The sequence below is a fragment of the Microbacterium sp. GQ128 genome (genome assembly GCF_059758615.1).
Genome location: NZ_JCAXDY010000002.1, coordinates 653,137 through 666,088 on the forward strand (window position 1 = coordinate 653,137; position 12,952 = coordinate 666,088).

General features: G+C 68.9%; 10 protein-coding genes. 6 read left to right on the forward strand and 4 right to left on the reverse strand.

Annotated features, from left to right (window positions below):
• From AC6CHX_RS09175 to AC6CHX_RS09195, 5 genes are all read left to right on the forward strand, one after another.
• Complete coding sequence (locus tag AC6CHX_RS09175) at positions 1 to 834, forward strand: SDR family oxidoreductase (RefSeq protein ID WP_452326281.1); 834 nt, start codon at positions 1 to 3, stop codon at positions 832 to 834.
• On the forward strand, positions 831 to 1,754 hold the full coding sequence (locus AC6CHX_RS09180; protein WP_498272552.1) for a dihydrodipicolinate synthase family protein: 924 nt from the start codon (positions 831 to 833) through the stop codon (positions 1,752 to 1,754). The genes AC6CHX_RS09175 and AC6CHX_RS09180 overlap by 4 nt, the downstream gene beginning before the upstream one ends.
• A gap of 67 nt (positions 1,755 to 1,821) precedes the next feature.
• Entirely contained in the window at positions 1,822 to 2,811 is a 990-nt protein-coding gene (locus tag AC6CHX_RS09185) for a LacI family DNA-binding transcriptional regulator (protein WP_498272553.1), read from the forward strand.
• A 104-nt stretch (positions 2,812 to 2,915) separates the two neighbouring features.
• Complete coding sequence (locus AC6CHX_RS09190) at positions 2,916 to 4,445, forward strand: FGGY-family carbohydrate kinase (protein WP_498272554.1); 1,530 nt, start codon at positions 2,916 to 2,918, stop codon at positions 4,443 to 4,445.
• Entirely contained in the window at positions 4,442 to 6,076 is a 1,635-nt protein-coding gene (locus AC6CHX_RS09195) for a fucose isomerase (RefSeq protein ID WP_498272555.1), read from the forward strand. Before AC6CHX_RS09190 ends, AC6CHX_RS09195 begins: the two co-directional genes overlap by 4 nt.
• 81 nt (positions 6,077 to 6,157) lie before the next feature.
• Here AC6CHX_RS09195 and AC6CHX_RS09200 read toward each other — a convergent pair whose 3' ends face one another.
• Positions 6,158 to 6,403, reverse strand: a complete 246-nt coding sequence (locus AC6CHX_RS09200; protein ID WP_498272556.1) for a hypothetical protein — start codon at positions 6,401 to 6,403, stop codon at positions 6,158 to 6,160.
• A gap of 226 nt (positions 6,404 to 6,629) precedes the next feature.
• Between AC6CHX_RS09200 and AC6CHX_RS09205 the strand changes: the two genes are divergently transcribed.
• The gene (locus tag AC6CHX_RS09205) at positions 6,630 to 7,835 is read left to right on the forward strand and encodes an endo-beta-N-acetylglucosaminidase H (protein ID WP_498272557.1); all 1,206 of its coding nucleotides are present in this window, start codon (positions 6,630 to 6,632) and stop codon (positions 7,833 to 7,835) included.
• A 17-nt stretch (positions 7,836 to 7,852) separates the two neighbouring features.
• Here the strand turns inward: AC6CHX_RS09205 and AC6CHX_RS09210 are convergent, their stop codons facing one another.
• The 3 genes from AC6CHX_RS09210 to AC6CHX_RS09220 are packed head-to-tail and all read right to left on the reverse strand — an operon-like array spanning position 7,853 to position 12,950.
• Entirely contained in the window at positions 7,853 to 11,092 is a 3,240-nt protein-coding gene (locus tag AC6CHX_RS09210) for a GH92 family glycosyl hydrolase (protein WP_498272558.1), read from the reverse strand.
• Positions 11,089 to 12,024 carry a carbohydrate ABC transporter permease gene (locus AC6CHX_RS09215; protein WP_376101351.1) on the reverse strand — a complete coding sequence of 312 codons (936 nt, stop codon included), beginning with the start codon at positions 12,022 to 12,024 and terminating at the stop codon, positions 11,089 to 11,091. Before AC6CHX_RS09215 ends, AC6CHX_RS09210 begins: the two co-directional genes overlap by 4 nt.
• Entirely contained in the window at positions 12,021 to 12,950 is a 930-nt protein-coding gene (locus tag AC6CHX_RS09220; protein WP_498272559.1) for a carbohydrate ABC transporter permease, read from the reverse strand. The genes AC6CHX_RS09215 and AC6CHX_RS09220 overlap by 4 nt, the downstream gene beginning before the upstream one ends.
• Positions 12,951 to 12,952 lie beyond the last annotated feature (2 nt).

The window sequence follows — 12,952 nt, forward strand, 5'->3', positions numbered from 1 at the left end:
ATGTCTGAAGGACTCGACCCGCTCTTCTCGGTGCGGGACAAGGTGGTCGTCGTGACCGGCGGCTTCGGCCAGATCGGAGCGGAGTTCGTCCGCTCGCTGCACCAGCGGGGCGCGCGCGTCGCGGTGACCTCCCGCAGCGAGGTGGCCGATCCCGCCGCGCGTCTCGGCATCGACGACCCGGATGGGCGTCTGCTCGCCGTGGCGATGGACATCACCGACCAGGCCAGCGTCGACGCCGGGCTCGACCGGGTCGCCGAGACCTGGGGTGTGCCGACCGTCGTCGTCAACAATGCCGGTCTGGACACGCAGCCCAGCGCGCCGCCCGAGGTCTCCGGGCCGTTCGAGGAGTTCCCCGTCGAGGTGTTCCGTGAGGTCGTCGACACCAACCTCGTCGGCACGTTCCTCGTGACGCAGGCAGCGGGCCGGCGGATGCGCGACGCCGGCGTCGGCGGCTCGATCGTGAACGTGGGGTCGATCTACGGCATGGTGTCTCCCGTGCAGGACATCTACGCCTACAAGGCCGAGGACACCGGCATCCCCTTCATCAAGCCGGTGGCGTACTCGGCCGCGAAGTCGGGGCTCTACAACCTCACCCGCTACTGCGCCACGTACTGGGGCCGGGCGGGCATCCGCGTCAACACGCTCACGCCCTCGGGCGTCCGCCGCGACACGCAGGACGCGAAGTTCCAGGCGAACTACATCGCCCGGATGCCGATCGGACGGATGGCCGAGGCCGACGAGTACAACGGTGCCCTGGTCTTCCTCGCGTCCGACGCCTCGACGTACATGACCGGCTCCAACCTGGTGGTCGACGGCGGATGGACCGCGTGGTGAGCGACCTGCTCGGCACACGTCTGTTCACGGCGGCGGTCACCCCGATGCGCCGAGACGAGAGCGTCGACCACGGCGCGCTCGCGACCATGCTCGACGCCGACATCCGCCGCGGCGTCGAGGGCCTCTACATCTGCGGGTCATCCGGCGAGGGCGTGCTGCTCTCCGAGGCCGAGCGCATCGCGGTGGCCGAGACCGCGGTGACGGCCGCCGCGGGGCGCGTGCCCGTGGTCTCGCACGTCGGAGCGATGTCGACGGGAGAGGCGGTCCGCATCGCCGCCGCGGCGAAGCAGGCCGGTGTCGGGGCGATCTCGATGATCCCGCCGCTGTACTACGGCTATTCCACGGCGGATGTCGTGCGGCACCTCCGCACCGTGATCGACGCGGTCGAGCTTCCCTTCATCCTCTACAACATCCCGCAGTTCACGGGACGTGACATCTCCGAGGGCGGCTTCGACGAGCTGCTCGCGCTGCCGCAGGTGATCGGCGTCAAGCACACCTCGCGCAACCTCTACGGTGCCGAGCGGATCCTCCGCCGCTACCCGCACCTGACCCTGATCAACGGCTTCGACGAGTTCTACCTGCCGGCGCTGTCGATCGGCGCCCGCGGCGCGATCGGCACCACCGTGAGCCTGCAGATCGAGCTCTTCCGCTCGCTGCGGCGCCGATTCGATGCGGGAGACCTCGCGGGAGCACGCGCCGTGCAGGTGCGCATCAACGACACCGTCGAGGGCATGGTCGAGGTCGGCGTGTTCGGTGCGGCCAAGTACCTCGGCGGCAAGCTGTCGGTGCCGCTCGGCGACTGCCGCTCCCCGCTCCCGGCGCTCGACGACGACGGGCGCGCGCGCCTGGACGTGGTCTTCGCCCGGCTGCAGGAGAACATCGCGGTCACCGCCGAGGAGGATGCCCGCGCGGGCTCGTGACGTGTGATCGCGGGCGTCGTCCGGGGAGGCCGGTAGGGTGAAGCATCCGGGCAGCAGAGGGCGGGAAATGACCACGATCTACGACGTCGCGCGGCGTGCGGGCGTCTCGCCGGCCACCGTCTCGCGGGTGTTCAACGGCACCCGGGTCTCGCCCGAGAAGATCGAGGCCGTGCGGGCTGCTGCGGAGGAGCTGAACTTCACGCCGAACCGTGCCGCGCGCACCCTACGCACGCAGAGCTCGGAGGTCATCGCCCTCGTCATCCCCGACATCGAGAACCCGTACTTCACCGAGATGGCTCGCGGGGTCGAGGATGTCGCCTCCGAAGCCGGATACTCGGTGGTGCTCTGCAACTCCGACTCGCAGACCGTCAAAGAGGCGACGTACCTGCAGATCGCGATCGCCGAGCACATGTCCGGCGTCATCATCGCGGCCGCGTCGAAGGAGACGGATCTCGACAGCATCCTCTCCACCGGTCGGCCGGTGGTGGCCGTCGACCGCGTCACCCGCCACGAGCTCGATGTGGTCGTGATGGCGAACCGCGAGGCGGGCGTCGCGGCGACCGAGTCGCTCATCGCCGTCGGCTACCGGCGCATCGCGTACATCGGCGGTCCGGAAGACATCGACACCGCTGCCGAGCGCGCTGCCGGATGGCGGGCGGCGCTCACCTCGGCGGGACGTGCGGCCGACATCGACGAGCTGCAGCGGTTCGCGACGTTCCGTGTCGACGGCGCACGGGCAGCGATGGAAGAGCTGCTCGCCCTTCCTGACCCACCAGACGCCGTGGTCGCCGGAAACAACCTCATCGGTGTCGGAGCGATCCAGGTGCTCACCGAACACGGACTCACCCCGCCGGCCGTCGGGGTCGCCGTCGTCGGGTCGCTGCCCTTCACGACGCTTTCGCCGACCGCCGTCACGATGGTGCGGCTGCCCGCGCGGCACATGGGGGTGACCGCGGCGCGCATGCTCCTCGAGCGCATCGCCGGCGGCACCCATGCCCCGCGCACGGTCGTGCTGCGGGGCGAGACCCGCCACGCGACGGCCGCGCGTCCGGCCTGACGTCGAGCTGATCTCGGCCGCCTGCATACGCAACCATCATCTTCGCTTGCGCTGTGAAATCGATTTCAGTTACGATCTCCTCAGGCGTGATCAAGGAGGACACCATGCGATGCACCCTCGGGGTGGATGTCGGCACATCGAGCACCAAAGGCGTGCTCGCGGCAGCCGACGGAACCATCATCGCCACCACCACCCGGACGCACGACGTCTCCCGGCCGCGCACCGGCTGGGTGGAGATGGATGCCTCGATCTGGTGGGACGAGTTCGTCGACATCGCCCGCGAACTTCTCTCGGCACACCCCGACGCGGAGGTCGTCGCTGTGGGCGTCAGCGGGATGGGGCCCTGCATCCTCCTCGCCGACGAGAACGATCAACCGGTCCGGCCCGCGATCCTCTACGGCGTCGACACCCGCGCGTCCGCCCAGATCGAGCGGATGACCGCCGAACTCGGCGTCGACGAGATCACCCGCATCGGAGGCTCGGTGCTCACCTCGCAGGCGGGAGGCCCGAAGATCGCCTGGATCGCCGAGGAGGAGCCGGAGGCCTGGGCACGCGCCCGCCGGCTGTTCATGCCCGCATCCTGGCTCGTCCGTCGACTCACCGGCGCGTACGTCTTCGACCACCAGTCCGCGAGCCAGGTCTCGCCCCTCTACGACATCGAGAGCGAGCGGTGGCATGCCCCGTTCTGGGGTCGCTACGCCACCACGATCGTGCAGCCGCGACTGGCCTGGGCGGGCGACATCGCCGGCGCCGTCACCGTGCAGGCATCCGCGACGACCGGGATCCCGGCTGGCACGCCCGTCATCACGGGCACGATCGACGCCTGGACCGAGGCTGTCAGCGTCGGCGCGCACGAGACGGCCGACCTCATGCTCATGTACGGGACGACCATGTTCATGGTGTTCACCAACGCGGTGACGCCGGGGGAGCCCGCGCTGCGCACACCGTCGATGTGGACCACGGCCGGGGCGTTCCCCGGAACCCGCAACCTCGCCGGCGGCCTCTCGACGTCCGGCGCGCTGACCGCCTGGCTGAAGGAGCTGACCGGCACCGACTATCCCGAACTCCTCGCCGAGGCGGAGGCGTCGGGGGTCGGCGCCCGGGGTGTGCTGATGCTCCCGTACTTCGCCGGCGAACGCACTCCCATCCAGGACCCGGACGCGCGGGGAGTGATCGCCGGACTCACCCTGGAGCACACCCGAGGCGACCTGTACCGGGCAGCGCTCGAGGCCACAGCCCTCGGCGTGCGGCACAACGTCGAGACCATGCGGGCCGCCGGCGCCGACATCCGCCGGATCGTCGCGGTCGGCGGTGGCACGCAGGGCCGGCTGTGGCTGCAGATCGTCTCCGACGTCACCGGTCTCGTGCAGGAGGTGCCGCAGACCACGATCGGTGCGAGCTACGGCGCCGCCTTCCTGGCCGCCGTCGCCGTGGCAGCCGACGGCGAACCGCCGCTCATCACCGACTGGAACCCCATCACCGAGCGCATCGCCCCTAACCCCGACCTGCGCCTCGCCTACGACACCCTCTTCGACCGGTACGTACGCCTGTACGACGCGACGAAGAGCGTCGTCCATGAACTCGCCGCCGAGCAGCGCGGCACCACCCCCATCCCCAACCCGGAGGCATCATGACCACCTACACCCTGCCCGCACGGGCATCCCGTCCGGCAGTCGCTCCGAAGACGGCGTACCTCATCACCTCGGGCGACCTGCGCGAATCCGCGAACATCGCCGGATGGCCCACCCAGGTCGAGCTCGAGGCCGGCGTCACGGGCGTGCTCGCGGATCTCGGCTGGGAGGTCATCCGACCCTTCGGCGTCGACCCGGAGACCGGTCACGGATTCATCTCCAGCCAGCGCATGGGCCTGGAGGTCTTCAAGGACATCCCGGTCGATGCCCCGCTGGTCGTGGCGATCGCCAACTGGCAGTACTCCCACCATGTGCTCGCCGGCCTCCGCACGCACCAGGGCCCGATCCTCACGGTCGCGAACTTCGCCGGCGACTGGCCGGGCCTCGTCGGACTCCTCGGCCTCAACGCCGGCCTGACGAAGATGGGTAAGCCCTACGCCACGACCTGGTCCGTCGATTACTCCGACGACTGGTTCAAGGCGGGCATCGAGGAGTGGACGCAGACGGGCGCCATCACCCATGACGCCTCGCACGTGCGCGCGCTCCCCGCCCTCCCCGACAGCCCCGAGAAGCAGCTGGGCGAGGCGCTCGCCGCGGAGCTCCTCGCCGAGAAGGCCATCATCGGCGTCTTCGACGAGGGCTGCATGGGCATGTACAACGCGATCTTCGACGACGAGCTGCTCAACCAGACGGGCATCTACAAGGAGCGGCTGTCGCAGTCGGCCCTGTACGCCGAGATGCTCGAAGTCACCGAGGCCGAGGCGGACGCGGCCTACGACTGGCTGATCGACGCGGGCATGACCTTCCGGTACGGCGAGGACGCCACCACCGAGCTCACCCGTGAGCAGGTGCAGTGGCAGCTGAAGATGTACATCGCCGCGCTCCGCATCGCCGACGACTTCGGACTCGATGCGGTCGGCATCCAGTACCAGCAGGGTCTGAAGGACCTGGTGCCGGCATCCGACCTGGCCGAGGGCATCCTGAACTCGACCGAGCGCCCGCCGGTGACCTCGCGCGACGGCTCGCGGGTGCTGCACGAGGGGCGCGCGTTCCCGCACTTCAACGAGGCCGATGAGGGCGTCGCGGTCGATGCGCTCGTGACCGACCGCGTCTGGCGTGCGATGGGCCTCGTGCCCGACAACACCCTGCACGATGTGCGCTGGGGCGAGGACTTCGACGGGCAGTTCGTCTGGGTCTACGAGATCTCGGGCTCGGTTCCGGCATCTCACCTGGGCGGGTGGCAGAACGCCGAGGGCTGGCGGCAGGGGCACGTGTTCTTCCCCGCAGGCGGAGCCACGATCAACGGCGTCTCGAAGCCCGGCGAGATCGTGCTGTCGCGTGTGTTCATCGCCGACGGCATTCTGCAGGCCGACATCTTCCGCGCCTCGGTCGTCGAGCTGCCGGCGGAGGAGACCCAGCGCCGAAAGGACGCCACGAACCCGGAGTGGCCGATCGCGCACGTCGTGCTGCACGGCGTCTCCCGCGATCAGTTCATGGCACGCCACAAGGCGAACCATGCGCAGCTCGTCTACGCTCCGGATGCCGAGACAGCCGACAAGGCCCTGATCGCGAAGGCTGCGATGTTCGCCGGAATGGGCATCAAGGTCAACCTCGTGGGAGACGTCGCGGTCTGAACTGAGCGGCGAGGGCGCGCGTCGTGACGACGGGGACGGGTGCCGGCGCATCCGTCCCCGTCTTCTGTTTTTGGTGGAGGGCTACTGTGACCGCCAGAACCGCACGGCGAGGTTCGTGAGTTCTTTGTCGAGGTCGTCGACCTTCGACTCGATGCGCCCCAGGCGTGCGTCGACGCCGTCGATGCGCGCCGAGAGGGTGGCGTCGACTCGGCCGACCTCGGCGCGGATCGCTCGGCTGAGCTGCGTCGTCATGAGCGTCATGCCACCGAGCATGACGGCGGCGAACACCCCGATCAGCGTCCATACCTGTGGGTCGTTCAAGCGCATGCCTCCAGTCTGAATCCGGGTGCCCACGTTGTCACGGTATTCCGGTGTCGCGACGCCGGGAGGCCGCCAATTGTGGGCACAGCCCTGGGCTCACGCCTCGGTGCAGAACGAAAGTTCGCCTCTCGATAGCGGTTCTTCACCTCCGTTCACTTAAGCGATATAGTCGGCCGCAGGTCGCGCCGATGCGGCCTGATCTCGATATCGATGATGAAGGAGACGATCTGCCATGAGTCAGCCGCACGTCAGGATTCACCGGTTCCGAAAGGGGCTCGCCGCCGTCGCGGGTCTTGCACTCGCCGTTTCGGGCGCTGTCGCTGTGGCGCCGGCCGCCGCGACAGAGAAGTCCGGAGAAGATCCGCAGCTCGCCGTCTATGTCGAAGTCAACTCGAACGATTTAGCGAACGTCGCCGACTACACGCTCGCCGACTCAGGCCGACCGGCCGTCGACCTGGCGATGATCTTCGCCGCCAACATCAACTACGACGGTGAGAAGGCGTACCTGCACTTCAACGAGCGCGTCACCGAGACCCTCGACGACGCGGAGAACCAGATCCGCCCGGTGCAGGCGCGCGGCACGAAGGTCCTGCTCTCGGTGCTCGGCAATCATCAGGGGGCGGGTTTCGCGAACTTCACGTCCTATGAGCAGGCGGATGCGTTCGCCGCACAGCTCGCCGATGCGGTGACGACCTACGGGCTCGACGGCATCGACTTCGACGACGAGTGGACGAACTACGGGGCGAACGGCACCCCGCAGCCCAACGCTCAGTCGTTCGGATGGCTGGCCACGGCACTCCGCGACCGTCTCGGTCCCGACAAGATCATCAGCCTGTACGCGATCGGCGAGACGTACACCGTGACGGACTTCAGCCTGTTCGACGCCGCAGCGGTGCTCGACTACGCCTGGAACCCGTACTACCCGACCTACAACGCACCCACCGTTCCCGGGCTCGACGACAGGTCCCGCCTCGGAGCAGCGGCGATCGACCTCTCGAACGTGAGCGCGGCGACGGCGACGGATTTCGCCGAGCGCACGGTCTCCGACGGCTACGGCGTCTACGTGGCGTACAACCTCACGGCGACGGATCAGTCCGATCTCCTCTCCGGCATCACGCAGGAGCTCAAGGGCGAGGCGACGGAGTACCGGGCCGCGCCGAAGGACACCACGGCCCCCACCGTGACCGTCAAGAAGGGAACGCCCTTCACCACGGGGACGGACGCCGGCTACTCGAAGGTCAGCTTCAAGCTCCACGATGCGGGAAAGATCGACCGCGTGTCCGTCAACGGCGTGCAGAAGGACCTCACCGACGACAAGTGGAGCGACCTCAACTTCGTGAAGCCCGGCGTTTTCGGCGCCGTCGCCGGTGCCAACACGCTCGAGGTGTTCGACGTCGCCGGCAACCGCACCGAGGTGCCCTTCGTCCTGACGCCGTGATCAGCACACCTGAGTGATCAGTCCAGGTCGAAGAACTCGAGCTGACGGATCGTGACCTCGGCCACCGCGCGCACGCGGAGTGCCGAGGTCACGATCGGCGAGGTCAGCGTGAAGGGCGTCGTGCGGTCTGCCGGCAGTTCCGCGCTGTGCGTCATCGTGACCGGTATCCACCGGCCATCCGTCCCCTCGGCCTCCCACCGAAGAGACGATGACGATGTCGCAGCCACCACAAGCGTCACGCTGACGTCGGTGACGCCTCGAGGCTCCCCGAACCGCCATCCCACCCATTCCCCGGGGCGCAGCATGACGCCGGCCTCACCCGATGGCGAACCGTCGTCGAAGATCCGCTCGGGAGCGAGGGCCTCGGGCGACGCGATGGGGTGACCGGGACCGGACGTCAGGTCCGCCCGCCAGACCGCGACGTCGTCGGCGGAAGGGGCCTGTTCGAGCGCGGTGGCCGGGTCGACCCCGAACTCCAGCTCCAGCACGGCGTCGCCGACGAGTGCGTCGATCGGCAGCTCGGCCATCGGCAGCGAGACCCCGTCGAGGCGAGCCCGCAGTAGGACGCGCGCCGACGGCTCACTCCGCACGGACCGGATGCGCAGCGAGGAGCCGTCGCCGCAATCCACGCGGACGTCGTCGAAGAGCGGCGACCCGATCCGCAGCCGGCCCGAGGCGAGTTCCAGCGGATAGAGCCCGAGCGCGGCCCACAGCCACCAGGCGCTCATCTCGCCGTTGTCCTCGTCGCCCGGGAACCCCTGGCCGATGTGCGCGCCGGCGAACAGGCGTCCGGCGAGGTCGTGCACGATACCGGCGGTCTTCCACGGCCGGTCGCTGAACGCGTACATGAAGGGGATGTGGTGCGCCGGCTGGTTCGAGATCGCGCACATCCCGGCACGGAGCGCCCGCGCCTCCCGCTGCTCATGGATGACGGTGCCGTACGCGCCGCCGAAGCGCTCGTCGGCCGTCTCCGGCTCTGCGAACAGGGCGTCGAGGTGGCGTCCGAGACCGGCGGGACCTCCGTAGAGGTCGGCGAGGCCTGCGCCGTCGTGCACGGCGCCGACCGACATGCCCCAGGCGTTGGTCTCGACGTTGTCGCCGCCCCAGGACCGCGGATCGAACCCGGAACGGGCGAACGCGCCCTCGTCATCCTTGCCGCGGAAGAATCCGGTGTCGTGGTCGAACAGCGCGCGGTACGACCGGGCGCGATTCTCGAAGTATCGGGCGAAGGATCCATAGCGCGCGGCAGCGGATTCGGTCTCGGATGCGGAATCGGATGCGACCTCTCGGGCGAGCTGCGCGGCGAGCCTCCCGAGCGCGGCATCGCTCACCGCGTTCTCGATGCTCCAGCTCATGCCCTCCGGCACGTCCGAAGAGATGTAACCGGTGAACCGGCCCCTCGCGATGCCCTTGCGGCCGCGGCGCGCATCCGGCCCCGGCTCGCACGCGTTCCGCCATCCGCTCTCGAATGCCGTGACGCGGTCGAATCCCACGCCCCAACGGGCGGCATCGGCGAAGATCTGGTCGCTCGAGGTGCCGACCATGCTGTCGACATAGCCCGGCGCGCTCCATCTCGCCATCCAACCGCCGCGACGGTACTGCTCGAGCTGCCCGTCGAGGAGCCGCCCGGCGAGGGAGGGATCGAGCAGGGCGAGTGCCGGCCACTCGGTGCGGTACGTGTCCCAGTAGCCGTTGTTCACGACGAGCTCGCCGTCGACGGCCGGCGCGACTCCGCCCTCGTCGTGCGACTCTCGCGCGGCGAACACATCGGCGAATCGCCAGACGGGCGCCTCCGCCGTCCCGGCGTTCTCGGCCGCGCTGTTGGGGTACAGGTGCATCCGGTGGAGCGCGGCGGCGATCCGTGCCCGATTCTCCTCGTCGGCGAGCGATCGGTACGGGGCGTCGGTTTCCGGAAGCGGCGGGATCGTGACGCGGCCGAGCAGCCGGTTCCAGGCGTCAGCCGCCGCGTTTCGCAGCTCCTCATAGGGGATGGTCGCCGGAGCCTCGGAGTCGAGACTGTGCCGGGCCTGCTCCACCGACAGGAAGGAGATGCCGATGCGCACTTCGAGCGACCCGCGTCCGCCGATGTATCCCGCCACCCTGCCCCGCCCGTCGTCGTCGAGTGGTCCGCGGTCAGCTCTCTCCTCGCCGTGCGGAGCCTGCTGCACCGATCCGGCGAAGAAGCAGCGGGGTGCGTTGCCCCAATCCTCCGGGCCCTCAGGGATCCAACCCTCGAAGCCCCCGTCATCGGTCCAGTCGAGGCATCCGTCGTCGGTCAGCTGATCGATGATGAACCCCACCGGCGCGTCAGCATCCGCACTGCGCACGCGGAACGCGGCTGCGTGCGACGTCGCCGTCATCTCGACGCGCAGGTCGTCGCCGAGCTCCGCCGCGTACTCGTGCGGCCGGGCGCGTTCGGAGCCGGGCACGATCCAGCGCCGACGAGCCGCGTGCGACGAGGCGGGGCGGCCGAGGAACGGCATCAACTGCAGCACCGAGCGATCGCCGATCCACGGGCTCGGTTGATGGGAGAACTGCAGTGCTTCCAACCGGCGACCTTGAGGATCGTCGTGCAGGAAAGGACGGTAGGGCCAGCGGGCGTCCTCCGCGTCGGTCGCCGGGGTGACGAACGTGAACCCGTGCGGCATCGCCACCGCCGGGATGGTGTTGCCGCGTGAGAACCGCGGGCCCGAATGTGATCCGCGCCGGGTGTCGACCCGTTCGACGGGGTCGAGGTCGGCGGAGGGAGCACGCTCTTCGACCACGACCTGCACGAACCCGGCGCACCGCGCGGGGAGGTCAGGGGCACCGGGGAGGGATGCGGTGCCGAGCACGATCTCGACGGTGCCGGTGCCGTGCGCGACGGGGGCGAGGGAGACGGTGTCGGCGTTCCACTGCTCGGGCATGCTCCACCGGGCGCCGAACTGGGCGTGCGCCGTGATCGGGAAGTCGTAGCGATCGCGCACGGCCGAAGCCTCGCTCAGTCGTGTGCCGTCGGGGAAACGCACATCCACCGTCACGGCGAGTGCCGCGTGCGGGGCAAGCGTCGCCGCAGGGCCGTCGGCATAGAACGCCCAGTGCAGCACGGTGTCCGAGGAGATCTCGAGGTCGGCGAGCCCCGGCACATCGATCCGCTGCTCGCCGAGCGAGGGGTCGAACGCGAAGGCGTGCACCGCGCCGGGCAGCACGCCCGCACGAGCACGGGAGGAGGGAGGATGTGCCGGCCCGTCCGCCGGCGTCAGATGCGCGGCGCTCACCCCTTGATCGCGCCCTCCTGCACGCCCTTGAAGAAGAACCGCTGCGTGAACGAGAACATGATGACGATCGGCACGAGCGCGATCATGGTGCCGGCGGCGATCAGGCGCGGGTCGACCGAGAAGCTGCTGTTCAGGTACGCCATGCCCACCGTCAGGGTGTACTTCGACGGATCCGAGAGCACGATGAGCGGCCACAGGTAGTCGTCCCAAGCACCGATGAACGCGAAGATCGCGACCACCGAGACCATTCCGCGGATGTTCGGCCACACGATGTGCCGGATGCGCTGCCAGGTCGTCGCGCCGTCGACGGTCGCGGCATCCAGCACGTCCTTGGGGATCATGCGGCACGCCGTGGCGATCAGGAGCACGTTCATCGCGCTGATCGCGCCGGGGAGGAACACGCCCCAGAGGGTGTCGGCCAGCCCCAGAGCGCGGATCGTGAGGAAGTTGCTGGTGACCGTCACTTCACCGGGGAAGAGCAGCGTCGACAGCAGGATCGCCATGACGATCCACTTGCCGCGGAACCTCATGCATCCCAGCGCGTAGCCGGCGAACGTCGCCAGGACCACGTTGCTGACGACCGTGCCGACCGAGACGAGCAGAGAGTGCCAGGCATAGAGGTACACCGGCACGATGTCGGCGACCCTGCTGTAGTTCTGCAGCGTCGGCTCGCGCGGGATGAGCTCGGGCGGGAACGAGTAGATGTTCTCCTGCGGTCCCTTGAACGACGTCGACAGCTGCCAGATGAACGGCCCGATGACGAGCACGAGCACGAAGAGGAGAAGGGCGTATCGACCGATCAGCCCGCCGAGGGTCGGCTTGCTGAAGTCGCCGGAGCCGCGGCGGCGGAACATGCGCTCCCGGGGCGGTGCCGACAGCTCCTCGGAGGGGCGGGCGTCGTCGGTCGAGCGGGGCGGCGTGAGCGTGCTCATGCGGAGACCTTCGCCTTCTTCTCGCGATTCATGACGGCGATCGCGACGAGGGGGATGAGGGTGAGCAGGAACAGCGCCACGCTGATGGCGGAGGCGTATCCGATGTTCCCGTTGAGGCCGGAGCCGACCTGGCGGATGAGCATCACGAGCGACATGTCGTATCCGCCCGGGCCGCCTGTGCTCTTGGAGAGCACGTCGAGCTCGGCGAACACCCTCATGGCGGACACGGCGATGAGCACCGAGATGAGGAGCATCGCGCCGCGCACCGAGGGGATCGTCACCGACAGGAAGCGACGGAACGAGCCGGCGCCGTCGAGCATCGCCGCCTCGTGCAGCTCCTTGCCGACGTTCCCGAGCGCCGCGAGGTACACGACCATGTAGTAGCCCAGGCCCTTCCAGACCGTGAGCAGGATGGCGCAGCCGAGCAGCAGCCAGCGGTCGACGAGGAACGCCATCGGCTTGTCGACCAGCCCGAGGAACTCGAGCGTCTGGTTGATGATGCCCCGGCTGTCGAACAGCCAGGTCCAGATGAGGGCGACCACGACCACCGAGGCGATCACGGGGAAGTAGAACGTGGTGCGGAAGAACGAGATGCCGGGGAGCTTCTTCTGCACGAGGAGCGCCAGCAGGAGCGGCAGGATCGTCAGCAGGGGCACGCACACCACCACGTAGATGAGACACGTGGTGAGGGCGTTCCAGAACATCTCGTCGCCGAACATGCGCTCGTAGTTCGCGCCGCCGACGAACTCAGGCGTCCGCAAGGGCTTGGCGTCGGTGAAGCTGAGGAAGACCGTGTTCAGGAACGGCCAGAGCGCGAACACCAGCACCCAGGCGACGGCGGGCCCGAGGAGCAGCCAGGGTGTGAACCACCGGTGGGATCTCATCGTGGTCTTCCTGCTGGCCGGGATGCCGGTGCTCGCACGCATGG